General features: G+C 63.5%; 21 protein-coding genes and 1 pseudogene. 13 read left to right on the forward strand and 9 right to left on the reverse strand.

Annotated features, from left to right (window positions below):
- Window positions 1–288: 288 nt before the first annotated feature.
- Window positions 289–564, forward strand: a pseudogene (locus E8E78_RS19965) (RHS repeat-associated core domain-containing protein); the annotation flags it as partial.
- Between the two features lie 266 nt (window positions 565–830).
- Complete coding sequence (locus E8E78_RS19970) at window positions 831–1,091, forward strand: hypothetical protein (RefSeq protein WP_152906017.1); 261 nt, start codon at window positions 831–833, stop codon at window positions 1,089–1,091.
- A 56-nt stretch (window positions 1,092–1,147) separates the two neighbouring features.
- On the opposite strand, the gene E8E78_RS19975 is transcribed toward E8E78_RS19970, so the two are convergent.
- Both E8E78_RS19975 and E8E78_RS19980 read right to left on the reverse strand, forming a co-directional pair.
- The gene (locus tag E8E78_RS19975; protein ID WP_049273002.1) at window positions 1,148–1,930 is read right to left on the reverse strand and encodes an NAD(P)-binding domain-containing protein; all 783 of its coding nucleotides are present in this window, start codon (window positions 1,928–1,930) and stop codon (window positions 1,148–1,150) included.
- A gap of 12 nt (window positions 1,931–1,942) precedes the next feature.
- Window positions 1,943–3,262: an FAD-binding oxidoreductase gene (locus tag E8E78_RS19980; RefSeq protein ID WP_049273004.1), complete on the reverse strand. Its 1,320-nt coding sequence runs from the start codon at window positions 3,260–3,262 to the stop codon at window positions 1,943–1,945.
- Between the two features lie 166 nt (window positions 3,263–3,428).
- Here E8E78_RS19980 and E8E78_RS19985 point away from each other — a divergent pair, with 166 nt between their 5' ends.
- Window positions 3,429–4,055: a glutathione S-transferase gene (locus E8E78_RS19985; RefSeq protein ID WP_049273006.1), complete on the forward strand. Its 627-nt coding sequence runs from the start codon at window positions 3,429–3,431 to the stop codon at window positions 4,053–4,055.
- 110 nt (window positions 4,056–4,165) lie between these two features.
- Here the strand turns inward: E8E78_RS19985 and sfnR are convergent, their stop codons facing one another.
- The 4 genes from sfnR to mrdA all read right to left on the reverse strand — a co-directional run bounded on the left by sfnR (window position 4,166) and on the right by mrdA (window position 9,267).
- Window positions 4,166–5,266: a sigma54-dependent transcriptional activator SfnR gene (gene sfnR, locus E8E78_RS19990; protein WP_061202396.1), complete on the reverse strand. Its 1,101-nt coding sequence runs from the start codon at window positions 5,264–5,266 to the stop codon at window positions 4,166–4,168.
- 9 nt (window positions 5,267–5,275) lie between these two features.
- A complete protein-coding gene (locus tag E8E78_RS19995; RefSeq protein ID WP_084967098.1) occupies window positions 5,276–6,463 on the reverse strand; it encodes an acyl-CoA dehydrogenase family protein in 1,188 nt (395 codons plus the stop codon).
- A 9-nt stretch (window positions 6,464–6,472) separates the two neighbouring features.
- Window positions 6,473–7,033 carry an FMN reductase gene (gene msuE, locus E8E78_RS20000; RefSeq protein WP_084967097.1) on the reverse strand — a complete coding sequence of 187 codons (561 nt, stop codon included), beginning with the start codon at window positions 7,031–7,033 and terminating at the stop codon, window positions 6,473–6,475.
- A gap of 338 nt (window positions 7,034–7,371) precedes the next feature.
- Complete coding sequence (gene mrdA / locus E8E78_RS20005; protein ID WP_049273013.1) at window positions 7,372–9,267, reverse strand: penicillin-binding protein 2; 1,896 nt, start codon at window positions 9,265–9,267, stop codon at window positions 7,372–7,374.
- Window positions 9,268–9,830: 563 nt separating this feature from the next.
- Between mrdA and E8E78_RS20010 the strand changes: the two genes are divergently transcribed.
- A complete protein-coding gene (locus E8E78_RS20010) occupies window positions 9,831–11,162 on the forward strand; it encodes an MFS transporter (protein WP_084967096.1) in 1,332 nt (443 codons plus the stop codon).
- On the opposite strand, the gene E8E78_RS20015 is transcribed toward E8E78_RS20010, so the two are convergent.
- The gene (locus E8E78_RS20015; RefSeq protein WP_059396332.1) at window positions 11,159–12,055 is read right to left on the reverse strand and encodes a LysR family transcriptional regulator; all 897 of its coding nucleotides are present in this window, start codon (window positions 12,053–12,055) and stop codon (window positions 11,159–11,161) included. The two genes, E8E78_RS20010 and E8E78_RS20015, sit on opposite strands and share 4 nt — an antisense overlap.
- Before the next feature lie 117 nt (window positions 12,056–12,172).
- On the opposite strand from E8E78_RS20015, the gene mdlC reads away from it, so the two are divergent.
- The 5 genes from mdlC (at window position 12,173) to E8E78_RS20040 (ending at window position 19,188) form a co-directional block, all read left to right on the forward strand.
- Window positions 12,173–13,759: a benzoylformate decarboxylase gene (gene mdlC, locus E8E78_RS20020; protein ID WP_059396333.1), complete on the forward strand. Its 1,587-nt coding sequence runs from the start codon at window positions 12,173–12,175 to the stop codon at window positions 13,757–13,759.
- Between the two features lie 55 nt (window positions 13,760–13,814).
- Window positions 13,815–15,155 (forward strand): aromatic acid/H+ symport family MFS transporter, encoded by a 1,341-nt coding sequence (locus E8E78_RS20025; RefSeq protein ID WP_061202394.1) that lies wholly within the window; start codon window positions 13,815–13,817, stop codon window positions 15,153–15,155.
- Window positions 15,156–15,169: 14 nt separating this feature from the next.
- A complete protein-coding gene (locus E8E78_RS20030; protein WP_280313438.1) occupies window positions 15,170–16,645 on the forward strand; it encodes an aldehyde dehydrogenase family protein in 1,476 nt (491 codons plus the stop codon).
- 119 nt (window positions 16,646–16,764) lie between these two features.
- Window positions 16,765–18,018, forward strand: a complete 1,254-nt coding sequence (locus tag E8E78_RS20035) for an OprD family porin (protein ID WP_016499169.1) — start codon at window positions 16,765–16,767, stop codon at window positions 18,016–18,018.
- A 456-nt stretch (window positions 18,019–18,474) separates the two neighbouring features.
- Window positions 18,475–19,188, forward strand: a complete 714-nt coding sequence (locus tag E8E78_RS20040; protein ID WP_059396335.1) for a GntR family transcriptional regulator — start codon at window positions 18,475–18,477, stop codon at window positions 19,186–19,188.
- A 6-nt stretch (window positions 19,189–19,194) separates the two neighbouring features.
- Here E8E78_RS20040 and E8E78_RS20045 read toward each other — a convergent pair whose 3' ends face one another.
- Complete coding sequence (locus E8E78_RS20045; RefSeq protein ID WP_059396336.1) at window positions 19,195–20,145, reverse strand: PDR/VanB family oxidoreductase; 951 nt, start codon at window positions 20,143–20,145, stop codon at window positions 19,195–19,197.
- A 12-nt stretch (window positions 20,146–20,157) separates the two neighbouring features.
- A complete protein-coding gene (locus E8E78_RS20050) occupies window positions 20,158–21,225 on the reverse strand; it encodes an aromatic ring-hydroxylating dioxygenase subunit alpha (RefSeq protein WP_059396337.1) in 1,068 nt (355 codons plus the stop codon).
- 510 nt (window positions 21,226–21,735) lie between these two features.
- On the opposite strand from E8E78_RS20050, the gene E8E78_RS20055 reads away from it, so the two are divergent.
- The 4 genes from E8E78_RS20055 (at window position 21,736) to E8E78_RS20070 (ending at window position 26,883) form a co-directional block, all read left to right on the forward strand.
- Complete coding sequence (locus E8E78_RS20055) at window positions 21,736–22,596, forward strand: DMT family transporter (RefSeq protein ID WP_059396292.1); 861 nt, start codon at window positions 21,736–21,738, stop codon at window positions 22,594–22,596.
- A 123-nt stretch (window positions 22,597–22,719) separates the two neighbouring features.
- Window positions 22,720–23,385, forward strand: a complete 666-nt coding sequence (locus E8E78_RS20060; protein WP_059396291.1) for an ABC transporter ATP-binding protein — start codon at window positions 22,720–22,722, stop codon at window positions 23,383–23,385.
- Complete coding sequence (locus E8E78_RS20065; RefSeq protein ID WP_059396290.1) at window positions 23,385–25,838, forward strand: FtsX-like permease family protein; 2,454 nt, start codon at window positions 23,385–23,387, stop codon at window positions 25,836–25,838. Before E8E78_RS20060 ends, E8E78_RS20065 begins: the two co-directional genes overlap by 1 nt.
- Complete coding sequence (locus tag E8E78_RS20070) at window positions 25,828–26,883, forward strand: lipocalin-like domain-containing protein (protein ID WP_059396289.1); 1,056 nt, start codon at window positions 25,828–25,830, stop codon at window positions 26,881–26,883. Before E8E78_RS20065 ends, E8E78_RS20070 begins: the two co-directional genes overlap by 11 nt.
- Window positions 26,884–26,959: the final 76 nt, after the last annotated feature.

The raw sequence follows: 26,959 nt of genomic DNA on the forward strand, positions 1-26,959 counted from the left end.
TGTTATGTGGTGCACTAACGTGGCGGCACTATGGCACCGGCCTGCGCGGACGCCCTATAACGGCTCGGACGAGTCATGGGATGGGATGACCGGGTGTGCCGAGGACTGGCGGATACCACTGGCCTACCGGCACCAGGCGGAATTGAGGCATTTCGAGGAGGATACGGCACGCGTCTGTCGGCAGCTGTAGTGGGGGAGCTAAGTCATGGGCTGTTATTTTTGCCAGTAGATCTTGTAATTGATCGAGATCATCCTCCAGCTCAGAGGACTAGCGAAGTGAGGTGAGCCGTGAGCGATGTGACACCGTTACGAACCCAGGCATATGACCCTTATGGTTTTTCTCCATTGGGCTTGGAACAGGGGGCGCTCGGTTTTAACGGGTGGTCCAAGCAGTCCATTGCTGGGCTGTATTTGCTAGGTAATGGATACAGAGCATACAACCCGGCCCTCAGGCGCTTTCTATCACCAGACAGTTGGAGCCCATTTGGCCGAGGTGACATCAATAGTTATGTTTACTGCAAGTGCGATCCTGTCAATTTTCAAGATGACTCTGGACATATGCCTGGCAGGGCGCGGGGGCGGCCGGTTGCTCGAAACACTCACAGGCGTCTCAATTCTACAGGCTCATCTTCGTCGGACAGCACGTCAAGATCCAGGTCACCCATTAATCTAGGTCATTACTCGACATATCCTATAGTGAGACAAAGAGGGGGCAGTCCCGTGAATAATGCGGGCCAGTCCCCGTCACCTCATCGGCCCTCGTCTTCGTCTGCAGTGATAGATATGACCCCCCGGAGGCTTTGCAGCGAGTTGCTGTGGATATTGGGAGCTTGAGTGATTTTACTGACGTTTTTTCCAGAGAGTCGCTCGACGGTGCTGGAGGTAATTTAAGTATGCAGCGTCCTGAAAGCGCCCATTTAAATAGTATGATTAACGCCGGTTTGGGATTGGATGAGGAGCTGTTTCTAAGGAATACTGATATTCGTACGACTGCAGGTATACAAGGGGGGGAAAGCTTGTCGAGTCAAACCCTTGAAAGTATTAATCGAGAGCGTATGGACCAAATCAAAAGAAAAACGGGCTCGCAATAATTAAAAATCTATCAAGGCGAACCATGCAGTTATCGTTCACGACAGTAGTGGGCAGTTTATCCCTCTGCCTGCCCTGAGCGTGTCAACAACCCGTCCAGCACCACTTCGCATGCCGCACCCCAGGTAGCGCTTACCGGCTGATGCATCAGCACCGCCAAACCATCAGCGGTGAAAGTGCCCGGCGTGGCAATGGCCTGGCCCAAGGCCTTCAGCGTGTACGCCGGCTGCTGCCCGGCACTGGCCACGCAGTCTTGCAGGTTACCCAGCACCAGCGCACGTGCTTCGGCTGCGGGCAGGCCTTTGTCCATCAGCCACTGTTGCAGGTCGTGCAGCAGGAAGTAGAACCAGCCATTCATACACGCCGCCACGGTGGCCAGTTCGAATTCTGGCTCGCCGTGCAGCACCACCAGTTTGCCCAGTGGCCCCAGGTACTGGGTGGTGAGCGCATCGGGTGGGCAAACCACTACCGTGGACTGGTTGTACTGCGCCGCATACGACAGCATCGCACGCACACAGAGGGCGCCAGGGAACGCAGTGGACAGCTGTGCAAGGTTGACCCCGGCGGCGAGCGAAACCAGGCGCTGGCCGGGGCGCAGGTGTAGCTCATCTGCCAGTTCGGCGAGCGAATGCGGGCGCACGCCAAGGATCACCAGATCTGCCTGGTCGACCACTGCCTGGTTGCTCGGCAACACCTGGCAACCATGCTCCTGGGCCAGCAGGGCTGCCCGTTGCGCATTGCGGGGTGACAGCAGGATGGGGCCCTCGAAACCGCTGCGACGCAGGCCGATGACCACTTTTTCGGTGAGTTCGCCCACCCCGAGAATGCCAAGGCTATGCATGGTGCCTCCTTGTCAGCTTTCCAGGCCGGCACGGCGCTGGCCCCAGTGCAGGTTGAGGTTGACGCCCGCGCTCAGCAGCGGCTCCGGCGGGTTGCGGTTGGGGCCTGCGGAGCCCAGCAGGAAGTCGATCAGCTCGTCGTGTTCGCCGCTCAGCCAGTCAGCCAGCAGGGTGCCGGTAGCGGTGCCACGGGTGATGCCAAGGCCGTTGCAGCACAGCGCCGCGTGCACGTTGGGTGCGAGGGTGCCGAAGTGCGACAGGTGGTTGCGCGACAGGCACATCGAGCCACCCCAGGTGTATTCGAACGCCATGCCCGACAGCATCGGGAAGCGCCGCTCGAACGAATCGCGATGCTGGCGCCCGGCACGGGCGATGTGGCGTGGGTTGGCGCGGCCGTCGGCATTGAAGCTGAAGCTGTTGCGCACCAGCAGGCGCTGGTCCGGGGTGCGCCGCAGGGTGCTGCCGAACGGGTCTGCCGGGATGATGCCCCAGGTGTTCTTGCCGCCCAGGCGGGCTTGTTCGTCCTCGGTCAGCGGGCGGGTCATGCTGGCGTAAGTGAAAATCGGCAGCAGGCGGCCAGGCAGGAAGCCGAAGTACGAGGCGAAGGCATTGTTGGTCAGCAACAGCTGGTCAGCGACGACCTCACCATTGGCGTGCTTGAGGGTGATGCGCCGGCCCTGCTCGATGTGGGTGATGGTGGTGCGTTCGTACAGGGTCACGTTGCCCGGCAGGCTGTCGGCCAGGCCTTTGGCCAGGGCCGCCGGTTGCAGCAACTGGGTGCCCGGGGTGTACAGCGCCTTGCGGTAGAAGGTGGTGCCGAAGTGCTCGGGCAGGTCGCGGGCATCGATCATCTGGTAAGGCTGGCCGAGTTTTTCCAGGCCGCTGCGGTAGGCTTCGAGCACCGCAAGGCCTTTGTCTTCGACGGCCGCCTGGTACTTGCCGTCCGGGCGGATCTGGCAGTCGATGCCGTGCTGGTTGATCAATTCGCGCAAGATCGCCTGCGCGCGCAGGTTGAGTTTGAGGTTCATCCGCGCCGTGGGCAGGTCGCCGATGTAGTCGGCGGCGCCAATGTCGTGGGGCAGGTCGATGGCAAACCCGGAGTTGCGCCCCGAGGCGCCGAAGCCGACTTCCTGGGCGTCGACCAGGATCACTTCGTCGTCAGGGTGATGCAAGGCCAGTTGCCGCGCGGCGGCCAGGCCGGTGAAGCCCGCGCCAAGCACCACCCAGCGCGCCTCGCTCCGCCCCTGGTGCGCGGCGCGTGGCTGGCGCGGCGGGCTGAGGTGGAACCAGCCGCAACCGTTGTCGTCCGCGGGGGTAGAGGTGTTTCTGTACATGGTTTTTATCCGTGTTGTTTTCTCCACTATGGCATTGGCGGTTGGGCGGGGACTATGACGGGAGGGACGGGGAATGGGATGTTTTGGCTGAGGGCATTGACCGTTCCGGGCCGGGCGTGATCTGCTCGGGCTACATGATCATTCAAAGGAAATTGAAGGTCCCACCATGCCCGACTACAAGCTGCATTGCTTCGCCGAATCCGGCAACGCCTACAAGGCTGCGCTGATGCTTGAACTCACGGGCCAGGACTGGCAGCCGGTGTTCGTCGACTTCTTTCATGGCCAGACCCGGGAGCAAACCTGGCGTGACGAGGTGAACGAGCAGGGCGAAGTGCCCGTGCTGGAGCACGCCGGCAAGACCTTCACCCAGTCTGCGCTGATCCTGGAATACCTTGCCGAACAGACCGGCCAGTTCGGCCCGCGTGACGATGACGAAAAGCGCGAGATCTGGCGCTGGATGCTGTTCGACAACCACAAGTTCACCAGCTATTACGCCGCGTTGCGCTTCCTGTTCTGCCTGAAGAACACCGGCGAAACGGACGTGACCCGGTTCCTGCGGGAGCGTGCCACGGCGGCTTACCGCATTGTCGACGCGCACCTGGCGAAGACGCCGTTCATGGTCGGCGGCCGGCTGACCATCGCCGACCTGTCGTTGGCAGGGTACGTGTTCATGCCGGAGGACACTGGCATTGCGTTGGCAGACTTCACCCATATAGAGGCGTGGAAGGCGCGGATCCAGGCGCTGCCAGGGTGGAAGCACCCGTATGAGCTGATGCCGCGCACGGCATCCTGACCCATTCGCGGGCACGCCCGCTCCCACAGTTACTGCATAAGCTTCAAGCTTGCGCTGTCCCTGTGGGAGCGGCTTTAGCCGCGAAAGGGCCGGCTCAGGCACTACAAGCCTCAGATCGACAACCGCACCACCCGGTTATCCAGCACCTGCTGCTCCTGCCCGCGCCGCTTGTTCACCACCAGCTCGCCAATCGCAATCAGCCGCGTGCGCGTGATGTTGCGTGACAACCCCAGCAACTGCGCGGTATGCACCTGGTTGTAATGGCAGAACCGATAGGCCGAGCGCAGCAGGGCGTTTTCCACTTTCTCGTAGAGGCCGCCCGACTGCTCCTCGTACAACCGGCTGAACGCCCGCTGCAGCAAATCCTCCACCCCATTGCATGTCGGCTCCTCTTCTTGCCGCTCGATGCGCAGGTTGGACAAACGCAGGTCCTGTGTCTGTATCGTACCTTCGCCACAGGTCAGCAAGCTGTGGTGAATCACGTTTTCCAGCTCGCGGATATTGCCCGGCCAACTGTATTCCACCAGCTTGGCCTGGGCTTTGGGGCTCAGTTCCACCGGCCCGTAGCCCAGCCGGTCGCTGTAACTGCGGATGAAGTGCCGGGCCAGCGGCAGGATGTCACCCGGGCGGTCGCGCAACGGGTGCAACTGCAAGGTCACCACGTTCAGCCGGTAGTACAGGTCCTCACGGAAATGCCCGGCGTTGATGGCCTTTTCCAGCTGCACGTTGGTCGCGGCCAATACCCGAACGTTGATCGGGATGCTCTTGCGCGACCCGAGCCGCACCACCTCGCGCTCCTGCAGCACGCGCAGCAGCTTGACCTGGATCGGCAGCGGCAGGTCGCCGATCTCGTCGAGGAACAGCGTGCCGCCGTTAGCCTCCTCGAACCAGCCGGCCTTGGCCGACAGGGCGCCGGTGAAGGCACCTTTTTCATGGCCGAACAGTTCGGCTTCCACCAGCGATTCAGAGAACGCGCCACAGTTGACCGCAACGAACGGCCCGTTGCGCCGGCCGCTGAGGTTGTGGATGTGCCGTGCGACCAGCTCCTTGCCCGTGCCGGTTTCGCCGATGATCAGGACGCTGGCCTCGCTGGGGGCGACCTGTTGCAAATGGGCGAGCAGCGCCTGCGACCTGGGGTCTTCGAAGACCTGTGCGGTCGCCCTGATCGAGGTAGCCAGTGTCGGTGACGGGGGGAGGGTCAGCAGTTGCATGGGCAGTCCTCAGGAGTAGAAGGATGGGGCAGGGCGTTTGTCGTTGAGGGCCCACTCGCCGAGTTCGTGAATGCGGTAGTCCACCGGGTCGTGCAGGGTTTGCGTGCGCAGGTTGCGCCAGTGCCGGTCGAAGCGCAGCGAGGCATGGGTGGCACGGGCACCGGTGACTTCGAACAGGCGGTTGCAGATGTCCAGGCCGTGGCGGCTGGCGGCGACCTTGGCGGTGCCGATGGCCAGCGCCAGGTCGCCGCGCTCCTCGGCGGTGAGCGCGTGTTCCTTGGCCCAGGCGGCGTCCAGTTGGCGCGCGGCCCGTTCGATCAGCAGGCGCACGCTTTCCAGGCCGACCCAGAACTCGCCGTAATGGCGCAGCACGTAAGGGTCTTCGGCACTGCTGGTGGCGCTGGAGCGGAACCACGGTCGGCTTTCCTTCAGCGTGTACTGGCGGGCTTCGTCGAAGGCGCCCTCGGCAATGCCGAGGAACAGGTTGGCGAAGTGCAGTTGGGCAATCAGCGGCCGCAGGGCAGCAAACGGCGTGCTCAGGGGGCCTGGGTCGAGCAGCAGTTCATTGTGCTCGACCCGCACCCGTTCGAACGTGGCGCTGCCGCTGTCAGTCTGGCGCTGGCCGATGTTGCTCCAGTCGCTGTGCAGGCTGATGCCGGTGCGGCCGCTGGGTATGGCGGCGATCAGCAGTTTGCCGCCGGCACGTTCGTCCACCGCCGAGGCGATGAGCATTTCCGAGTCGCCGGCGCCGGAGCAGAAGCTTTTCTTGCCAGAAAACTCGCACCAGCCGTCGAAGTGCTTGACCACCGTGCGCGTGTCCAGCGGGTTCAGGGCATTACCCCAGAACCACTGTTTGCGGGCGGTCTGTTCAAACCACGGCTGCCACTGGTCCGGGCGTGAGAACAGGCGCACGGTCGCCAGCATCAGGTGGTGAAAGCCGAATACATGGGCGATGGAGCTGTCGACCCGGGCGAACTCGCGCACCACCGCGAAGGTGTCGTGCCAGTTGGCGCCCTGGCCGCCCAAGACCTGCGGGATTGCCAGCGACAGCAGGCCGCTGCCACGCAGGGCATCGCGCTCGGCTTTTGGCGTGCCGCCGCGCTCGTCGCGCTCGACGGCGGTCTGGGCAAACTGCCCGGCCAGTTCTCGGGCGATGGCCAGGGCCGGGCGCAGGGGGGCATTTACCGGTGCATTCATGGCCGCTCCTCAGGCGCTTTTACGCAATGCGTGGTGGGCGCCGAACAGCGGTACGGCTCGTTCGGCGGCCAGGCGGATACGGGCGGCGAGGGCATCGCTGGAAACCCGGTAGTCGGCCAGTTCCGCCTGGCTGGCGAACACGCCGATGGGCAGGGTCAGGGCCTGCAGGAAGCTGAACAGCGGACGCAGTTGGTGGTCGAGCACCAGTGCATGACGTTCACTGCCACCGGTGGCGGCAAGCAGTACCGGTGTGTCGACCAGGGCGTCTTGGCCGATCAGGTCGAACAGGTGCTTGAAGTGGCCGGTGAAGCTGCCGCGGTACACGGGGGTGGTCACCACCAGCAGGTCGGCCTTTTCCACCAGGCGCAGCTGCTGTTCGACGGTTTCGGGCAGTTCGCTACGCCACAGAGCACTGCCGAGCGGGCGGGCCATGTCGCCCAGTTCGATCAGGTGCGGCTTGATGTGCAGGTGCTCGCCCAGTTCGGCGACGATCGCCTCGGTCAGGGCCAGGGTGCGCGAAGGGCGGGAAGTACCGCCGGACAGGGCTACGACGTTCAGTGGGGTGCTCATGGGCAGGTCTCCGGTTCTGGTTGAGCGGGACTTTGCTTGAGCAATCGTCGTGCCTGGTTCTAATGTTGTGTGGGATCAACGAGTTAGCGCGAGTTCGTGTCTGCGCGGGTGTTGCCGTGCGGGCGTTCTCTGTTGATCGGGTGTTGCGCTGCAGACAGTTGGCCGGGTGTTGGCTGCTGTACAGTTGGGAAGGTTATAAAGGATTACTCTTCTCAAAAAAAAGAATAAGAATTCATATTCTTATGTGATTATTTTATTTTTGGCGCCTGTCTGTTCAACGCAGAACGGGTAGGAGCGGCCTTGTGCCGCGATGGGGCGCGAAGCGGCCCCCGGCAATCTCAAGTGTGCGGCACCCCCCGAGCAGGCACCCCGCCCGCATACTCCGGCTTCAAGTGCCCTTGCTCATCCAGCAGGTAAGCATCCATCACCTCGCGCACCACCGGCCCCGCCACCCGGCCCCCAGCCTCACCGTTCTCGATCATCACCGCCACCACCACACTCGGGTGGTCGGCCGGTGCAAAGCCGACAAACAGGGCGTTGTCGCGGTGGCGCTCCAGGGTCTTGTTGCGGTTGTAACGCTCACCCTGCTTGATCGCCACCACCTGCGCGGTACCACTCTTGCCGGCGATCCGGTACTGCGCGCCTGCCGCAGCGGCGCGGGCAATACCGCGCGGGTCGTGCATGACCATCTGCATGCCCTGGCTGACCTGGTCCCAGGCATGCTTGTCGTGCAGCACGATGTTGGGCATCGGGTTGGGGTCCACCGGCGCATCGCCACCCACGGTCATGGCCAGGTGCGGGCGATGCCACACGCCCTTGCTCGCCAGCAGGCTGGTGGCCTGGGCCAGCTGCAGCGGGGTGACCTGCATGTAGCCCTGGCCGATACCCAGGATAAGGGTTTCGCCCGGGAACCATGCCTGGCGCCGGGTGGCGCGCTTCCACTGGGCCGACGGCATCAGCCCGGAGGCCTCTTCGAACATGTCCAGCGACACCTTCTGGCCCAGGCCGAATTCGGCCATGTAGTCATGCAGGCGGTCGATGCCCAGCTTGTGCGCCAGGTCGTAGAAGTAGGTGTCGTTGGACCGCATGATGGCGGTGTACATGTCCACCCAGCCGTCGCCGCTGCGGTTCCAGTTGCGGTACTTGTGGTCGTAGTTGGGCAGCTCGTAGTAGCCCGGGTCGAACACCCGGCTGCCCGGGGTGATCACGCCGCTGTCGAGGCCGGCGATGGCCACTTCCGGCTTCACCGTCGAGCCCGGGGCATACAGGCCGCGCAGCACGCGGTTGAACAGCGGGCGGTCGATGGAATCGCGCAGTTCGGCGTACTGCTTGAAGCTGATGCCCTTGACGAACAGGTTGGGGTCGAAGCTGGGGTTGCTGACCATTGCCAGCACATCGCCGTTGGCCGGGTCCAGTACCACCACCGAGCCACGCCGGTCGCCCAGCGCCTTTTCTGCGGCCACCTGCAAGTGGGCGTCCAGGGTCAGGACAATGTCCTGGCCCGGGGTCGGGGCCTTGTGGTTGAGCACGCGCATCACCCGGCCCTGGGCGTTGGTCTCGACTTCCTCGTAGCCCACGTGGCCATGCAGCTGGCTTTCGTAGAAGTGCTCGATACCGGTCTTGCCGATTGACTGGGTGCCACGGTACTCGGTGCTGTCCAGGACCTTGGCTTCTTTCTCGTTGATGCGGCCCACGTAGCCTACCGAGTGGGCGAAATGCCCAGCCAGCGGGTATTCGCGGATGAACTGCGGTTCCACCTCCAGGCCCGGCAGGCGGAACTGGTTCACCGCCACCAGGGCGATCTGCTCTTCACTCAGGCCCACCATCAGGGTCACCGGTTCGAACGGCTTGCGGCCACGGCGCAGGTCTTTGTCGAACTGCTTACGGTCGTCTTCGGTCAGGCCTAGCACCTGGGTGAGGGTGTCGAGCACCTTGGCCGAGTCGCCGCCGGCCCGCTCACGGGTCATGGTCAGGTCGAAGCTGGGTTTGTTGTCGGCCAGCACCACGCCGTTGCGGTCGTAGATCAGCCCGCGTTCGGGGGCGATGGGCAGCACGTGCACACGGTTGTTTTCCGACACGGCGGTCTGCTGGTCGTGCTGCAGCACCTGCAAGACATACAGCCGCCCCACCAGCACGGCGACCAGGCTGAAGACCAGGGTGGCGCAGGCCAGGAGCCGGCGATTGACCAGGTGCTTTTCCTTTTCGTGGTCCTTGAGGGGGATGGGTTGTGGCATCAGTAGCTCTTTTCAGCAGGTATCGCGGTGGCTGTGCGGGCGCGCGATCGGGCCGGGGATGCTACGCAACAGCCACCGTGCCCTCAAGGCGAGCGGCGGCTGGCGCTGGGTGGATAACGGCTGTTCGCCCCGCAATCAGGGCGCTGGCGGGGAACATGAAGATTTGTTCATGGCAGCTCAGTCCTTAAGGGGCAGATATGGATTTTTAGTGTTTTATGGATCCATAGATATGTAGTGTTCGGTAAACGAACGAAAATTGGGCTAGGCGTTAAATTATTAAACTACTGATAAACAAGAATAAAATGTACTGCATGTCAATTTTAAACCTTGGTCATGAGAGATTTTCTGGGAGTGATCGCATACGGCCTGTTGTTTGTGGATCCATTATCTGGTTGATTAGCGCCTGACAACGGCCGGAGCCCTCCTGCCGTATGCAATAACAATTACAAAAAGGGTTCAGTCATGAATGGCTATCCAGCGGCCCGGAACTGTCAGGGTTCCCTCCGTCTTGCCTGCGCGTGCGCATCTGTCCTCCCGCCTGTGGCCAACCGGCAGGTGACTCCATGAATACCGATCTCAAGCAACGCCTGGACAACGACCCGATGGGCCGCTTCCAGTACCTGGCCATTGGTATTTGCATCGTCCTCAACATGATCGATGGCTTTGACGTACTGGTCATGGCCTTCACTGCGTCGTCGGTGTCTGCCGAGTGGAACCTGAACGGCGCACAGGTCGGGCTGCTGCTCAGCGCCGGCCTGTTCGGCATGGCGGCCGGTTCGTTGTTCCTCGCACCGTGGGCCGACCGCTTTGGCCGGCGCCCGCTGATCCTGCTGTGCCTGGCGCTTTCCGGCATCGGCATGCTGCTCTCGGCAATGAGCCAGAGCCCGTTGCAACTGGCGCTGCTGCGTGGCCTGACCGGGCTGGGCATCGGTGGCATCCTGGCCAGCAGCAACGTGATTGCCAGCGAATACGCCAGCAAACGCTGGCGCGGCCTGGCAGTGAGTTTGCAGTCAACCGGTTATGCCCTGGGGGCGACGCTGGGTGGTTTGCTGGCGGTATGGCTGCTGGGGCATTGGGGCTGGCGCTCGGTGTTCCTGTTTGGCGGCATTGTCACCGTGCTGGTGATCCCGCTGGTGCTGTTGTGGCTGCCGGAGTCGCTGGACTTTCTGCTGGCGCGTCGCCCGGCCAATGCCCTGGCACGGGTCAACCGCCTGGCCGCGCGCCTTGGCCAGCCGGCGCTGGCACAACTGCCAACAGCCATGGCAAGGGAGCAGGGCGCCGCCCGCGGCTTCCGGCAGCTACTGACACCTGCCATGCGCCGCACCACGCTGGTGATCTGGTTGCTGTTTTTCCTGGTCATGTTCGGCTTCTACTTCGTCATGAGCTGGACCCCGAAACTGCTGGTCGCCGCCGGCCTGTCGGCACAGCAGGGCATCACCGGCGGGGTGCTGTTGAGTGTTGGCGGCATCCTTGGCGCGGCGCTGATCGGTGGCCTGGCTTCGCGCTGGCCACTCACCCGCGTGCTGGCCCTGTTCATGCTGATCACGGCGGCGCTGCTGGTGCTGTTCGTGGTCAATGGCGCGTCGGTCAGTGCCGCCTTGGCGCTGGGGTTGCTGATCGGGCTGTTCTCCAATGGCTGCGTGGCCGGCCTGTATGCCCTGTCGCCGGTGGTTTATGACGCTTCGGTGCGCGCTACCGGCGTGGGCTGGGGCATCGGCATTGGCCGCATGGGCGCAATTCTGTCGCCGACCGTGGCCGGTATGTTGCTCGATGGCGGCTGGCAACCGCTGCACCTGTACGGGGTGTTTGCCAGCGTCTTCGTGCTTGCCGCCGGTTGCCTGCTGTTGCTGTGCCCCGCGGCCAGCACGGCGCGGCCAGTGCTGGCCGACGCCTAAGCCTGGCCATCGATGATCGCCTGGGCGACCGTGGCGTAGAACCATTGCAGGGCGGCGGAGTTGTCGCTGTTGGGGTGCCAGTTCAGCGACACGTTGAACTCGGCAACCTGGAACGGCAGCTCAAGCATTTTCAAACCTCCGTCCTGCATGAACAGCCGGGCGATCTGTGCCGGCAGCACGGCGAGCAGGTCGGTACCGGGGATGATCTTCGGCAGCACCGAGAAGTGCGGCACCTGCAGGCTGATGCGCCGCTGCAACTGCATGCTGGTGAGCACGTCTTCGACACTGCCGTGGCCGGTGGTACGGGTAACGCTGATATGGCGCTCGGCAATGAACTGCTCAAGGCTCAGTTCATTGCCGATGCGAGGGTGGTCGCAGCTGAGCAGGCATACATAACGTTCGCGCATCAGTACCTGGCTGCGCGTGCCCGGCACCGGCGGGCGGCAGATGGCGGCGTCGATCTTGCCGCTGGCCAGCCAGTCGCCCACCTGGTCGACCTGCAGTGGCAGCACCTCGACTTCAGCCTGCGGGGCATCGCGGTTCAGGCGCGCCAGAATCAGCGGCAAGAAGCCCATTTCGCCAAGGTCGGAAAGGGCGATGCGAAACCTGCGTTCGGTGGTCGCGGGGTCGAACTGGCGGGTGCTCTGCACAGCACCTTCGATGCGCGTCAGTGCGTCACGCAGGGTGCCGTACAGCTGCTCGGCAACAAAGGTCGGCTGAATGCCGTCACGCGTGCGGCTGAACAGGGCGTCGTCAAACAGTTCGCGCAGGCGGGCCAGGCCATAGCTGACCGAGGGCTGGGTGACGAACAGGCGCTCGGCGGCAAGGGTGACGCTGCGGGCCTCGTACAGGGTGACGAAAGTGCGGATCAGGTTCAGGTCGATGTGGCTCATGGGGCGCTGACTTCACATAGATAGGTTTTATTTTTAGTAAAGATAGTATCAATTTGATCAATCTGGCCGTGGCTGCAAAAGTAACCCGAATTCCAAAAACAAGCTGCAAGGGGCTTTATGAAAACTGTTCACGGCGCCACTTACGACATTCTTCGCCAGCATGGCCTGACCACCATCTTCGGCAACCCCGGCTCCAACGAGCTGCCGTTTCTCAAGGGCTTCCCGGAGGATTTCCGCTACATCCTCGGCCTGCACGAAGGCGCCGTGGTCGGCATGGCCGATGGCTATGCACTGGCCAGCGGCCAGCCCACCTTCGTCAACCTGCACGCGGCTGCCGGTACCGGCAATGGTATGGGCGCCCTCACCAATGCCTGGTACTCGCACAGCCCGCTGGTGATTACCGCCGGCCAGCAGGTGCGCTCGATGATCGGGGTGGAAGCGATGCTGGCCAATGTCGATGCCGCACAGCTGCCCAAGCCACTGGTCAAGTGGAGCCACGAGCCCGCTACCGCGCAGGACGTGCCGCGCGCCCTGAGCCAGGCGATCCACACCGCCAACTTGCCACCACGCGGGCCGGTGTACGTGTCGATCCCCTATGACGACTGGGCGTGCGAAGCGCCAAGCGGTGTCGAGCACCTGGCACGGCGCCAGGTGAGCAGTGCCGGGCTGCCGTCGCCGGCGCAGCTGCAGCACCTGTGCGAACGCCTGGCAGCGGCGCGCAACCCGGTGCTGGTGCTGGGCCCGGATGTCGATGGCAGCGCTGCCAATGGCCTGGCTGTGCAGTTGGCCGAGAAGCTGCGCATGCCGGCCTGGGTCGCGCCTTCGGCGTCGCGCTGCCCGTTCCCCACTCGGCATGCGTGCTTCCGCGGGGTATTGCCGGCAGCCATTGCCGGCATCAGCCACAATTTGGCCGGGCACGACCTGATCCTTGTGGTGGGGGCTCCGGTGTTCCGCTACCACCAGTTCGCCCCAGGCAACTACCTGCCGGCCGGCTGCGAGCTGCTGCACCTGACCTGTGACCCGGGCGAAGCGGCGCGCGCGCCCATGGGCGACGCCCTGGTCGGCGACATTGCGCTTACCCTCGAAGCCGTGCTGGACGGCGTGCCGCAGAGCGTGCGGCAGATGCCCACCGCTTTGCCTGCTGCTGAACCGGTGGCGGATGACGGTGGCCTGTTGCGCCCTGAAACCGTGTTCGACCTGCTCAACGCCCTGGCGCCCAAGGACGCCATCTACGTCAAGGAGTCCACCTCTACCGTGGGGGCGTTCTGGCGCCGCGTGGAAATGCGTGAGCCGGGCAGTTATTTCTTCCCTGCAGCCGGTGGCCTGGGCTTTGGCCTGCCAGCAGCAGTTGGCGTGCAGCTGGCATCGCCTGGCCGGCGGGTGATCGGCGTGATCGGCGACGGCTCGGCCAACTATGGCATCACCGCGTTGTGGACCGCCGCGCAATACAACATCCCGGTGGTGTTCATCATCCTCAAGAACGGCACTTACGGCGCGTTGCGCTGGTTCGCTGATGTGCTGGACGTCACTGATGCGCCCGGGCTGGACGTGCCTGGCCTGGACTTCTGCGCCATCGCCCGTGGCTATGGCGTGCAGGCGGTGCATGCGGCCACTGCCAGCGCCTTCGCCCAGGCCTTGCGTGAAGCGCTGGAGAGCGACCGGCCAGTGCTGATCGAAGTGCCGACCCAGACCATCGAGCCCTGAACCCGACACACACGCACACCACGCGACACCCACAAAAACAAGAACCGAGGTGGCTATGAAGACGACTTCCGTAAGTGAAGTGATCGATGCTGCACCCTTCAATCGCACGCACCTGCTGATACTGCTGTGGGGCTGTTTCATCATGCTGTTCGACGGCTATGACATGGTGATTTACGGCTCGGTGGTGCCACGCCTGATGCAGGAATGGCAACTTAGCGCCATCGAAGCCGGCACGCTCGGCAGCTGTGCGCTGTTCGGCATGCTGTTCGGCGGTACTTTGCTGGCGCCACTGGCCGACCGTTTCGGCCGGCGCAAACTGATCATCCTCACCACACTGCTGGCCAGCCTGGCGGCGTTCATGACCGGGCATGCAGAAACCCCGCTGGCGCTCGGTGCCTGCCGCCTAGTGACCGGGCTGGCCCTGGGCGCGCTGGTACCCAGCGCCGTGAACCTGATCAGCGAGTTCGCCCCGCAAGGGCGGCGCAGCACCATGATCACCGTGATGTCCAGCTTCTATTCGGTGGGCGCAGTGCTGTCGGCTTTGCTGGCAATCGCGGTGATCCCGCAGTGGGGGTGGCAAGCTGTGTTCTATGTGGCTGTGCTGCCGGTGCTGGCCGTGCCGTTCATGCTGCGCTACCTGCCGGAGTCGGCGGCGTTTCTTGAGCTCAAGGGGCGCCGTGCCGAGCTTGAACGGTTGCTGGCGAAGGTCGACCCGGCGTTTCGCCCGGGCACCGAGCTACATTTGGCGGGCAGCGACCAACCGGTAGACAAGGCGCGCCTGGCGCAGTTGTTCGGCCCTGGTCAGGCCCTGGCCACCTTGTTGCTATGGGTGGCGTTCGCCATGTGCATGCTGATGAGCTATGGCCTCAATACCTGGTTGCCCAAGCTGATGGCGCAGGGCGGCTACCCCTTGGGCTCGAGCCTGGCGTTTCTGGTGACGCTGAACATTGGCGCCACGGTGGGTGCATTGTTTGGTGGCTGGCTCGCCGACCGCCTGGGGGTGCAGCGCACGCTGGCGCTGTTCTTCGTGCTGGCAGCGCTGTCGCTGGCGGCGCTGGGGCTCAACCCGGGCCCGCTGTTGCTCAACCTGCTGTTGCTGGTCGCCGGCGCTACCACCATCGGCACTCTGGCAGTAATCCATGCCTATGCCTCTATCGCCTACCCGGCGCACATCCGCTCCACCGGGGTGGGCTGGGCTGCCGGTATCGGCCGCCTCGGCGCCATCGCCGGGCCCATGCTGGGTGGCAGCCTGCTGTCGATGCAACTGCCGATCCAGCAAAACTTCCTCGCCTTCGCCCTGCCTGGGGTGATCGGTGCGCTTGCCATCGCCTTCATCCAGGTGCGTGCGCCACAACAGGCCAGTGAGCCTGAAGCTGCCAACAAACCTACGTGCTGACCAAGGAGCCTTGAATGTCTGCCCATTGCCCTCGTTATCAAGACCTTCAACTGCTGCCGATTGCCGGCGAGTGGCGCGCCGGCAGTGCCGGCAAGCCCCTGAATGTGTACAACCCATACAACGGCGACTTGTTGCTTGAGGTCCAACAGGCCAGTCGTGCCGACCTGGATGCCGCCTATCTGGAGGCAGCCCGGGCACAGTCAAAATGGGCGGCACTGGGCCCCGCCGCACGCGCGGCGGTGCTGTACGAAGTGGTGGCGATATTTGATCGTCGCCGCGACGAGATCATCGACTGGATCATCCGCGAATCCGGCAGTACCCGGCTCAAGGCGCAGCTGGAATGGGGCGCGGCGCGGGCGATTGCGCTAGAGTCGGCATCGTTCCCGTCGCGGGTGCATGGGCGCATCGTCGAGTCCAACGTGCCGGGCAAGGAAAGCCGCGTGTACCGCAGCGCCCAGGGTGTGGTCGGGGTCATCAGCCCGTGGAATTTCCCGCTGCACCTGACCCAGCGCTCGATTGCCCCGGCGCTGGCGCTGGGCAATGCCGTGGTGGTCAAGCCTGCCAGCGACACCCCGGTGTGCGGCGGCCTGCTGCTGGCACGCATTTTCGAAGAGGCCGGGTTGCCAGCCGGCGTACTCAGCGTGGTGGTCGGCGCGGGCGGCGATATCGGTGATGCCTTTGTCGAGCACCCGGTGCCGGCGCTGATCACCTTCACTGGCTCCACTCCGGTGGGGCGTGGCATTGGCCGTATTGCGAGCGGTGGCGAACACCTCAAGCACGTTGCCCTGGAGCTGGGCGGCAACAGCCCGTTCGTGGTGTTGGACGATGCCGACCTTGAACAGGCGGTGAATGCTGCCGTGTTTGGCAAGTTCCTGCATCAGGGGCAGATCTGCATGGCGGTGAACCGGATCATCGTCGACGACAGCCTCTACGACGCTTTTGCGCAGCGCTTCGTCGAGCGTGTCAGGGCGCTGGTGGTAGGCGATCCGGACTCGTCAGCTACGGTGATCGGGCCGGTAATCAATGCCCGGCAACTGCAGGGCCTTCAGGACAAGATCAGCCTGGCACGCGGCGAAGGTGCCGAGCCGCTGTACGAGGGCGGGGTCGACGGCAACTTGCTGGCGCCGCATGTGTATGGCGAGGTCACCGTCGACATGGACCTCGCGCGTAACGAAATCTTCGGCCCCTTGGTGGGCTTGCTGCGCGCGCGTGACGAAGCGCATGCCCTGGAGCTGGCCAATGCCAGCGAATTCGGCCTTTCCAGCGCGGTGTTCAGCCGCAACCTGGAGCGTGCCGTGCGCTTTGCCCGCCAGGTGCGTGCAGGCATGAGCCACATCAACGACATCCCGGTGAACGACGAGGCCAACGCGCCGTTCGGCGGTGAGAAGAACTCGGGGCTTGGCCGTTTCAACGGGGACTGGGCCATCGACGAGTTTACCCGCGATCACTGGGTAAGCGTGCAGCACGTGCCGCGCCAGTATCCGTTCTGATGCATTGAGCCACTGAGTAGCGCCCGGCCCAGGCCGGGCATTCATGCAGCCATTCGACCACGGGCTCTGGGCAGCCTGCGGGGGGTGGCTGCGCCCAAGTAACGCGGAGAACAATAATAATGATGCACACACACTGCACCCTTGCCCGTTCGGCCCTGGCGGTTTCGCTGGCGCTTGGCCTGGGTTTGCCGGCCTGGGCCGGGGAGGGGGGCTTCCTTGAAGATGCCAAGGCCGGGCTGACGCTGCGCAACTACTACTTCAACCGCGATTTCCGTGACCCGGGGGCGGCCAAGAGCAAAGTCGAAGAATGGGCCCAGGGCTTCATCTTCAAGTTCAGCTCCGGCTACACCCCGGGGCTGATCGGTGTGGGCCTGGACGGCATCGCCATGTTTGGCATGAAGCTGGACAGTGGCCGCGGTACCAGCGGTTCCGAACTGCTGCCGGTGCACGACGACGGGCGTGCGGCCGACAACTATGGCCGCGCAGGGCTGGCGGCCAAGCTGCGTATTTCATCGACCGAGCTGAAGGTGGGTGAACTGCTGCCGGATATCCCGCTGCTGCGCTACGACGATGGCCGCCTGCTGCCGCAGACCTTCCGTGGCGCCATGTTCGACTCGCGGGAAATCGAAGGCCTGAGCCTGCAAGCCGGCCAGTACCGCGAGGTCAGCCTGCGCAACTCGTCCGATATGCAGGACCTCTCTGCCTGGGCCGCGCCCGGGGTCACCTCGGACGGCTTCAACTACGCCGGCGCCGAGTACCGCTTCAACCAGCAGCGCACCCTGATCGGCGCGTGGCATTCGCAGTTGGAAGACATATACCAGCAAAGCTACTTCAACCTGCTGCACAGCCAGCGAGTGGGCGAGTGGACGCTGGGGGCCAACCTGGGTTACTTCATCGACCGTGATGACGGCCAGGCGCGCATCGGCGATATCCAGAGCCGCACGGGCTACGCCTTGCTGTCAGCTTCGCACAGTGGTCACACGCTGTACGTGGGGTTGCAGAAAGTGAGTGGCGACAGCCAGTGGATGTCGGTGTACGGCAGCAGCGGGCGCACCTTGGGCAACGACATGTTCAACGGCAACTTCAGCAACGCCGACGAGCGCTCGTGGCAAGTGCGCTACGACTACAACTTTGCCGCGCTGGGTGTGCCTGGGCTATTGGCCATGGTGCGTTACGGGCATGGCGAAAATGCCACCACGGCGGCGGGCAGCAATGGCAAGGAGTGGGAGCGTGATACCGAGGTGAACTACACGTTCCAGAGCGGGGCGTTGAAGAACCTCAACATCCGCCTGAACAACGCCACCAACCGGCGCAGCTTCAACAGCGATTTCGACCAGACGCGCCTGATCGTCAGCTACCCGCTGACGCTGTAAGCAGCAATATGCCCGGTGAGCACGGTCCTACAGGTTCGCGCAGGCTTCAGGCTTATGCAATACCTGTCGGGGCAACTGTCTTGCACAACACCTGAAAGCCAGTGCAATCACTGTGGGAGCGGGCATGCCCGCGAACACCGGCGGAGCCGGTGCCATCCACCGCGCTGGATTCTTCGCGGGTAAACCCGCTCCCACAGGTATCGCGCAGGCTTCAGGTTTATGCAGTACCTGTCGGGGCAACTGCCTTGCATAGCACCTAAGCGCTAGTGCGATCACTGTGGGAGCGGCTTTAGCCGCGAACACCGGCGAAGCCGGTGCCAGGCGCAGCGTTGCCTGCTTCGCGGGTGAACCCGCAAACACATCTTTCTCAGCCTTGTGGGGTGCACTCCGAACAGGCCTGCAGCAACCCCTCGGCTTGCGCTAAGATGCCCGCTCATGCCCCTGGAAGTAGCCTGGATGAGCAAACCCGGTCAAATGGTGCTGGTTGCGTTGCGCAAGATGATCGCCTCGGGCGAGCTGGCGGCCGGCGAGCGCCTGATGGAAGTTCCTACCGCCGAACTGTTCGGCGTCTCACGCATGCCGGTGCGCATGGCGTTTCGTACCCTTGAGCAGGAAGGCCTGCTGGTGCGCTTTGGCGGCCGGGGGTTTCAGGTGCGCTCGGTCAGCGCCGATGATATCGCTGGCGCGGTCGAGGTACGCGGCGTGCTGGAGGGGTTGGCCGCTCGCCAAGCCGCAGAGCGTGGCTTGTCAGCGTCAGCACGTGCGGCGCTGCAACAGTGTCTGGTCGATGGCGATCAGCTATTCGACAAGGGCTTCGTGACCGAAGACGACCTGCAGGCCTACCACGACCTGAACATGCGCTTTCACCAGGTGATCATCGAAGCCAGCAACAACCCGGCCATCGCCGATGCCCTGGCGCGCAACGACCACCTGCCGTTCGCGTCGGTCACCGCACTGGCGGTGGACCGCCATGACCTGGCCCGCGAATACCGGCGCTTCAACTTCGCCCACATGCAGCACCACGCGGTGTTCGACGCCCTGAGCAACCGCCAGGGTGCCCGCGCCGAAGCGATCATGCGCGAGCACGCCAATGCCACCCTGCGCTACGCCGAGACCTTTGGCGGGGCAACGGCAGACGCGCGCATGAAGGTTATCCTGCCCTCGTCGTAAACCGGCTCAGATATCCAGCACCAGCAACGGCGTTTTCGAGCGCGAGCAGCAGGGCGTGAACTGATCGTTCAGCGCCTGCTCCTCTTCGGTGAGGAACATGTCGCGGTGGTCCGGCGTGCCCTGCAGCACGCGGGTCAGGCAGGTGCCGCAAATACCCTGCTCGCACGACATTGCAATCTCGATACCGTGCTGTTCCAGCACCTGGGCCACGGTCTGGTCGGCTGGCACCTCAAATACTTGCCCCGTGCTGCCCACCTGCACCGAGAAACTGCCATCGTTGCTGGCATCCACTGGCGCCGCGGCAAAGTACTCGCGGTGCAGGTTGGCCTCCTGCCAGCCCAGCCCCTTGGCGCTGTCCAGCACATGCTGCATGAACCCGCCGGGCCCGCAAACATACAGGTGCACATCCTCTTGCGGGTTGCCCAGCACCTGGGCGATATCCAGTGCGGTCTCCGGTTGCTCGTCAAAGTGCACGAACAGGCGGTCAGCGAACGGTGCGTTGCGAATGCGCTCGACAAAGGCCGCACGCTCGCTGGAGCGGGCACAGTAGTGCAGCTCGAAATCATGGCCGCTGTGGGACAACTGCTCGGCCATGCACAGGATCGGGGTAATGCCGATGCCACCGGCAAACAGCAGGCTGCGCTGCGCGCCCTCGGCCAGCGGGAACAAGTTGCGCGGCGCGCTGATGCGCAGCCGTGCGCCGGCCTGCACCTGCTCATGCAGGCTGCGTGAGCCGCCCCGCGAAGCCGGGTCGTTGAGCACGCCAATCAGGTAGCGGTGGCGCTCTTCGGGGTGATTGCACAGCGAATACTGGCGCACCAGCCCATCGGGCAAGTGCACGTCGATATGCGCGCCAGCGCTGAACGCCGGCAGCAGGCTGCCATCCGCCGCCGCCAGCTCGAAGCTGCAAATACCTTGCGCTTCATCGTTACGGGATACCACAACGGCATCGATCATGTCGGCTGTTCCTTAGGCAGGGGTGGCGCTGGTAGCGATCAGTTGCGGCTGCGGCGCACGTTCTTTGGTGATGATCCGCTCCAGCACCTTGCGCGACTGCACCCCGCCAGCATCGATGTTCAGCTTCAGCAGATTGCGCTCGGGGTATGCCAGCAAGTTCTGTTGCTGGCGTTCGAGCATCTCCAGGTCTTCGCTGAAAATCTTGCCCTGGCCTTCACGAATGTTGTCGGTCAGGGTCTGGTCGTGCGCGGCGAAGTTGCGCGCCATGCCCCAGAAGTACCAGATCGAGGTGTCGGTTTCCGGGGTGATGAAATCCACCACGATGCTCGACGCCTTGTGCTGGGCCTCGGCGTGGTAGCCGCCCTTTCCGGCATGGGCTACGCCCACTTCGATCAGCACATGGCTGGGCGGAGTGAAGCGGCAGATCTGCCAGCGATCCACTGGCACATCGTCGGCCAGGCCGTTGCCACGCAGGGCCATGCGCCAGAAGGGCGGGGCCATGATGTTCTCCATGTGCCGGGAGGTAACCACCTCGTCGCCGGTGACGGTGGTGACTGGCGGCGCCTCGTCGATTTCCTTCTGGCCGATGCTGGAGGCATGCACGTAGGTTTCGTGGGTGAGGTCCATCAGGTTGTCGATCATCAGCCGGTAGTCACAACCAATGTGGAACAGCCCGCCGCCGTATGCCCACTCATCATTCACCGCCCATTCAAGGTGCGGGATCAGCGCGGGGTCGGCCTGTGCCTGGTCGCCGGGCCAGACCCAGATGAAGCCATAGCGTTCGACGGCCGCAAAGGTCTTGTTGCAGGGAAAGCCACGCACCCGCTGGCCCGGCATCGATACGGTCTTGCCGTCGCAACCCATCACCAGGCCGTGGTAGCCACACACCAGGTTGCCGTCCTCGACATAGCCCAACGACAACGGCGCGCCACGGTGGGGGCAGAAGTCCTCGACGGCGGCCACTTTGTTCTCTTGGGCGCGGTAGAACACGATCTTCTCGCCGCAGATCTGCCGGCCAAGGGGCTTGGCGGCTATCTCGTCGGGGGTGCAGGCGACGTACCAGGTGTTTTTGGGGTACATGGGGGCTCTCCAGGGTTTTGTTTTTATTTAATGGATCCATTAGAGCTTTGGTGTTGGAGCGAGGTCAACACATTACGCATGAGAATTGCGAGTCATGTGCGGTTATCGAACGCGCCATGGATCCATTGTCGTCAATTCGTCAGGTCACTGTCGGTAGGAGATGGGGCGGTTTCAGCGGCAGGTCTTGAAGGCGGGTGGACGTGTGGCTTGGTCAAAAGGCAACGGCTGCCCCCCTCTGTAGGAGCAGGCTTGCCCGCGAACACGGGCGGCGCCTGTGTCATTTGGTTGCGAGTTATGTCGATGACACAAGTAACCTAAGCATTATTAGATTTCTTGTAGGCTAAAGGATCCTCCTAGTGTCAGATGATTCCTGCGTGATGACTCTCGTCACGCTTAGTTGCAATACACGCCATTGACAGTGCCATCAAGCGGCTTATTGAATGAAGTGCTCGCAAACATAATAGGTGTAAGCGAAGTGAGGCTCGCTGAATACAATAAAGGGGTGTTGAAGTGGATGTGTTGATGGGCTTGGTGGCAGCCATATGTTGGGGGGGTACAGATTATTTGGTGAGCGTAAATGGCAGGTCGCTTGGTATCAGGCGTTCAGTGCTCTACAGTCAAGTATTGGGGCTGGTGGTTCTGAGTATTTTTGCTTTGCAATCGAGCAGCCTCAATTCGATTGTCGCAATCAGTACAGAAACCATGATCCTCTGTCTTGTCGCGGCGGTGTTCACGCTACTCGGCGCTCTCTCACTGGCCAAAGCGTTAACTGAGGGACGCACCGCAATTGTTGCGCCAGTGGTCACGTCCTACGGTGTCGTCACAACAATCTTGGCTTGGGCAGGGGGCGAACGCTTGACTGCCTATCAGTTTATTGGGATCGCCATCTGCGCATTTGGTGTGATGGCTGTGGGCCTGGGGCACAGCAATCCCGCGTCTCGCTTAAACCGACGCGAGGGGCAGGCAATTATTTTTGCGCTGCTGGCCGCTGGTTTTTACGGCGTCAGTTTCTGGGTCCAAGGTAAATATGCGCTGCCCGCTGTAGGCCCAATCAACATGCTCTGGTTGAACTACTGCGTGGGCGCTCTGTTTCTGTTGCTTATGTATCGTAATTTTCGAGGGGGTAACAATTTGACCTTAAAAGATTATGGCGCCTTGAGCGGTGCCAGTCTTTTTAATTTGGGTGGTTTCGCAGCGTTTTCATTTGGGGTGCTTGAGGGTTCGATTGCCGTTGTAACTGTTATTAGTACGCTTTCTGGTGGGGTGGCGGCCATGCTTGGCTATGTGTTCTATAAAGAGCGGTTGACGGCAGGGCAGTTGTTGGGCGTGAGTTTCGTTTTGCTAGGCGCGGTGGTTCTGCATCTGCTGTAGGCGCTACGTCAGCCCAGGATGAATCATGGAGGGAAGAAAACAGAACTGCGGCTGGGGTGACTGTGCGCCCCTGCGGTTCGGACCTGCTATTACTAAGCAGACGCACACCATAAAGGCCCGTCGATGCTCGCCATCGAACAGCTCCACAAATCATTCCCCACCCCCCAAGGCCCGCTCCCTGTCCTGCAGGGCGTGGACCTGCGCCTGGCACGCGGTAGCAGCCTGGCGCTGATGGGCGAATCGGGCAGCGGCAAGAGCACGTTGCTGCACCTTATTGCCGGCCTGGACCGTGCCGACAGCGGCCGTATCCTGATCGATGGCGTCCCGCTCGACGGCCGTTCGGAGGCGTCGCTGGCGCAGTGGCGGCGGGAGGGCATTGGCCTGGTGTTCCAGCAATACAACCTGATCAGCAGCCTGGACGTGGCGGCGAACCTGGCCTTTCAGGCCAGGCTGGCTGGCAGGCATGACCCACAATGGGTGGCTTACCTGGCAGAGCAGTTGGGCTTGGCAGGTTTGCTGGCGCGCTACCCTGAGCAGTTGTCCGGTGGCCAGCAGCAACGGGTCGCCATCGGCCGCGCCTTGGCTGGGCGCCCGGCCTGGCTGCTGGCCGACGAACCCACCGGCAGCCTTGACGAAGCCAGCAGTGATGAGGTGCTGAGCCTGTTGCTGCAACTGGTCGCCGAGGCCGGCAGCGGTGTGTTGATGGTGACCCACAGCCCCCGGCTGGCGGCACGCTTGCAGCGGCGTTGCCAGCTGCAGGCCGGTCGCGTTCAGCCAGAGTTTGGGTGATGAGGCTTTTGTCGCTGGCCCTGTTGGCGTTGTTCAGCCATTGGCGGCGTCATCGTGTGCAGTTTTCCAGCATCTTCACCGGGCTGTGGCTGGCCACGGCGCTGTGGACGGGCGTGCAGGCGCTGAACAGCCAGGCACGCAGCGACTACGCCCGGGCCAGTGCCGTGCTGGCCGGGCCGCTGCAGGCGCAGCTAGTGCCGCGCAACGGTGAGCGCTTCGACCAAGGGCTTTACGTGCAATTGCGCAAGCAGGGTTGGCCAGTAACGCCCGTGCTGGAAGGGCGCTTGCGCTTGCCTGGGGAGCCCGCGCGCAGCGTGCGCCTGCTGGGCATCGACCCTTTGAGCCTGCCGCCGGCCAGCAGCATTGCCGGTGTGCAGCCGCAAGCATTCGATGTGCAGGCGTTCATCGGCACGCCCGGGCAAGCGTGGGCCGGGCCAGACACCTTGCGGCAACTGGGCGCAGAGCTTGGGGCCGCGGTGCGCGACAGCGAAGGGCAACTGCTCCCACCCATGATCCTGCAGCCTGCCTTGGCGCCCGGCGTGATCGTGGTCGATATCGGCCATGCCCAGCAGTTGCTGCACGCGCCTGGGCAGTTGTCGCGATTGCTGGTGGCCGGCAAGCCAGGGCCGCTGCCTGCTGATATTGCGGTTTACCTCGAACTGCAACCGCAACAGGACGACGGCGGGTTGCAGCGGCTGACTGAGAGCTTTCACCTCAACCTGACTGCTCTCGGCCTGCTGGCGTTCGTCGTAGGCCTGTTTATCGCCCATGCCGCAATCGGTCTGGCGCTAGAACAGCGGCGTGGATTGATCCGCAATCTGCGCGCCTGTGGCGTCAGCTTGAACACCCTGCTGTGTGCCCTGATGCTAGAGCTGGGTCTGTTCGCCGTCCTGGGCGGGCTGGCCGGCGTTGCCAGCGGGTATGTGCTGGCCGCGTGGTTGTTGCCCGATGTGGCAGCCAGTTTGCGCGGCCTGTACGGCGCCCAAGTTGCCGGTACCCTGAGCCTGCCGGCGTGGTGGTGGCTGGTGGGGGTGCTTGTGAGTGTGTTGGGGGCATTGCTGGCAGGGCTGGGCAGCGTGTTGCGTGCAGCCCGGTTGCCATTGCTGGCGTTGGCGCAGCCTCAGGCTTGGCGGCTGGCGCAGGGGCCATGGTTGAGGCGCCAGGCTTGCATAGCGGGCGTCCTGTTGCTGCTGGCCTTGGGCTGTGGCGTGCTGGGTAACCGCCTGGCCAGCGCGTTTGCCATGCTGGCTGGGCTGTTGCTGGCGGCGGCGCTGTTGTTGCCGGCCTTGCTCGACCGGGCTCTGGCCTTGCTGACGCGGTATTGCCGGCGGCCTTTGGCGCAATGGTTCGTCGCCGATAGCCGCCAGCAACTGCCGGCACTGAGTTTGGCGCTGATGGCACTGTTGCTGGCGCTGGCTGCCAGTGTCGGCGTGGGCAGCATGACCGAAGGCTTTCGCAAGACCTTTGTCGGCTGGCTGGACCTGCGCCTGTCTGCCGACCTGTACGTCAGCCCTCGGGATACAGCCCAAGGTCTGGAAATTGCGCAATGGCTAGGGCAGCAATCGGCAGCCAGTGTGGTGCTGCCCGGCTGGCGCGTAGAAACGCAGTTGCAGGGCTGGCCGGTGCAGCTTCAGGGGATCGTCGATCACCCGGGCTACCTGAAGCGTTGGCCGTTGCTGCAGGAGCAGCCTCACGCCTGGGAAGCGTTGGCCGGCGGGCATGCGGTGATGCTCAGCGAACAGCTGGCCAGGCGCCTGAGGGTGCAACTGGGCGACCGCCTGGCGCTGCCTTCAGAGGCGATGACAGTGGTGGGGATCTATGCCGATTACGGTAACCCCAAGGGGCACGTGCTGGTCAATGCCAGCTGGTTGCGCAAGCAATGGCCACAGGCCACGCTGACCGGGTTGAGCGTTGATCTGCCCGCTGAACAATTGCCCGTCATCAAGGCTGCGTTGCAGCAGCACTTCGCCTTGGACGAGAGCCGCGTAGTGGAGCAGGCGCGCCTGAAACGCTGGTCTACCGAGGTGTTCAACCGCACCTTTGCCGCCACTGCCGCGCTCAACAGCCTCACGCTTGGCGTGGCCGGCGTGGCGCTGTTCATCAACCTGCTGACGCTGGGCCAGACGCGGCTGAGCCAGCTGGCGCCCCTGTGGGCGTTGGGTGTGCAGCGCAGGCAACTGGTGTGGCTGAGCTTGGGGCAGACACTGATGCTGAGCAGTTTCACGGTACTGCTGGCAATCCCGTTGGGGGTGTTGCTGGCATGGTGCCTGGTGGCGGTGGTCAACGTGCAGGCGTTCGGCTGGCGCCTGCCGCTTTACGTATTCCCCGTGCAGCTGCTGCAACTGGCCGCCTTGGGGTTGTTCACCAGTCTGTTGGCCTGCGCCTGGCCGCTGTGGCAACTGGCGCGCCGCCAGCCCCGCGAACTGTTGAGGCCGTTTGCCGATGAAGCGTAACGCCTTGCTGTTGCTATGCGCCCTGCTATGCGCTTGTGATCCGCCGGCGCCGCAAGGCTATGCCGGGCTGGGGCAGCAGGCAGACGGTTTCAGCCAGGTGGCCCGCGCGCATCGCCTGGCATTCCCGCGTGACCACGGCGCGCACGATGGCTTTCGCATCGAATGGTGGTACATCACCGCCAACCTCAAGGACGCCCAAGGGCGTGACTGGGGCGCGCAGTGGACCCTGTTCCGCTCGGCCCTGCGCCCCGGCCGTGAAACCACCGACTGGAACAGCCCCAACCTGTGGATGGGGCACGCGGCCCTGACCGGGCCGGGTGGTCACCAGTCTGGCGAAACCCTGGCGCGCGGCGGTATTGGCCAGGCCGGTGTGCAGGCCCAGCCTTTCCGGGCGTGGATCAATGATTGGTCGTTGCAGGGCAGGGGGGGTATCGAAAGCCTGCAAATGGTCGCCGGGGGTGAAGGTTTTCGCTACGACTTGCGTTTGGACAGTGATCGGCCCCTGGTGCTGCACGGCGATCAGGGTTACAGCGAGAAATCCGGCAAGGGGCAGGCCTCTTACTATTACAGCCAGCCGTTTTACAGTGTGCGCGGGGAAGTGGAACGTGATGGCATGTGCATCGCGGTCACCGGCCAGGCCTGGCTGGACCGGGAATGGAGCAGCCAGCCGCTGGCGGCCGGGCAAACCGGGTGGGACTGGTTTTCGCTGCACCTGGACAGTGGTGCCAAGCTGATGGTGTTCCAGGTGCGTCAGGCTGAGGGCGATGCCTACCGCGCCGGCACGTGGGTTGGCCCGCAAGGTGAAGTGTTAGCGCTACAAGGCGCGCAGGTGCAGTTGCAGGCCCTGGCCTGGGCCGAGCAGAAGAATGGCAAGCAGGTACCGACGCGCTGGCGGGTGCAGGTGCCGGCGCATGGGGTGAATGTGCAGGTCCAGGCGGTGGAACCACGGGCCTGGATGGATACGCGGTTCCCGTACTGGGAAGGGCCGGTGCGGTTGAGCGGGAGTGCGGGTGGGCGCGGGTATCTGGAGATGACTGGCTACTAGGGCCTATAGCCGTCATCACGCGACCCTTGTAGGAGCGGCCTTGCGTCGCGAACGGGCCGCAAAGCGGCCCCGGCGA

It is taken from the genome of Pseudomonas sp. BN505, assembly GCF_029873175.1.
GTDB classification, from domain to species: domain Bacteria; phylum Pseudomonadota; class Gammaproteobacteria; order Pseudomonadales; family Pseudomonadaceae; genus Aquipseudomonas; species Aquipseudomonas putida.

What these genes read in the sequence shown, in the direction of transcription:
- E8E78_RS19975 (WP_049273002.1), bottom strand. Translation starts at nt 1,930, where the DNA reads ATGCATAGCCTTGGCATTCTCGGGGTGGGCGAACTCACCGAAAAAGTG.
- E8E78_RS19980 (WP_049273004.1), bottom strand. Translation starts at nt 3,262, where the DNA reads ATGTACAGAAACACCTCTACCCCCGCGGACGACAACGGTTGCGGCTGG.
- E8E78_RS19985 (WP_049273006.1), top strand. Translation starts at nt 3,429, where the DNA reads ATGCCCGACTACAAGCTGCATTGCTTCGCCGAATCCGGCAACGCCTAC.
- sfnR (WP_061202396.1), bottom strand. Translation starts at nt 5,266, where the DNA reads ATGCAACTGCTGACCCTCCCCCCGTCACCGACACTGGCTACCTCGATC.
- E8E78_RS19995 (WP_084967098.1), bottom strand. Translation starts at nt 6,463, where the DNA reads ATGAATGCACCGGTAAATGCCCCCCTGCGCCCGGCCCTGGCCATCGCC.
- msuE (WP_084967097.1), bottom strand. Translation starts at nt 7,033, where the DNA reads ATGAGCACCCCACTGAACGTCGTAGCCCTGTCCGGCGGTACTTCCCGC.
- mrdA (WP_049273013.1), bottom strand. Translation starts at nt 9,267, where the DNA reads ATGCCACAACCCATCCCCCTCAAGGACCACGAAAAGGAAAAGCACCTG.
- E8E78_RS20010 (WP_084967096.1), top strand. Translation starts at nt 9,831, where the DNA reads ATGAATACCGATCTCAAGCAACGCCTGGACAACGACCCGATGGGCCGC.
- E8E78_RS20015 (WP_059396332.1), bottom strand. Translation starts at nt 12,055, where the DNA reads ATGAGCCACATCGACCTGAACCTGATCCGCACTTTCGTCACCCTGTAC.
- mdlC (WP_059396333.1), top strand. Translation starts at nt 12,173, where the DNA reads ATGAAAACTGTTCACGGCGCCACTTACGACATTCTTCGCCAGCATGGC.
- E8E78_RS20025 (WP_061202394.1), top strand. Translation starts at nt 13,815, where the DNA reads ATGAAGACGACTTCCGTAAGTGAAGTGATCGATGCTGCACCCTTCAAT.
- E8E78_RS20030 (WP_280313438.1), top strand. Translation starts at nt 15,170, where the DNA reads ATGTCTGCCCATTGCCCTCGTTATCAAGACCTTCAACTGCTGCCGATT.
- E8E78_RS20035 (WP_016499169.1), top strand. Translation starts at nt 16,765, where the DNA reads ATGATGCACACACACTGCACCCTTGCCCGTTCGGCCCTGGCGGTTTCG.
- E8E78_RS20040 (WP_059396335.1), top strand. Translation starts at nt 18,475, where the DNA reads ATGAGCAAACCCGGTCAAATGGTGCTGGTTGCGTTGCGCAAGATGATC.
- E8E78_RS20045 (WP_059396336.1), bottom strand. Translation starts at nt 20,145, where the DNA reads ATGATCGATGCCGTTGTGGTATCCCGTAACGATGAAGCGCAAGGTATT.
- E8E78_RS20050 (WP_059396337.1), bottom strand. Translation starts at nt 21,225, where the DNA reads ATGTACCCCAAAAACACCTGGTACGTCGCCTGCACCCCCGACGAGATA.
- E8E78_RS20060 (WP_059396291.1), top strand. Translation starts at nt 22,720, where the DNA reads ATGCTCGCCATCGAACAGCTCCACAAATCATTCCCCACCCCCCAAGGC.
- E8E78_RS20065 (WP_059396290.1), top strand. Translation starts at nt 23,385, where the DNA reads ATGAGGCTTTTGTCGCTGGCCCTGTTGGCGTTGTTCAGCCATTGGCGG.
- E8E78_RS20070 (WP_059396289.1), top strand. Translation starts at nt 25,828, where the DNA reads ATGAAGCGTAACGCCTTGCTGTTGCTATGCGCCCTGCTATGCGCTTGT.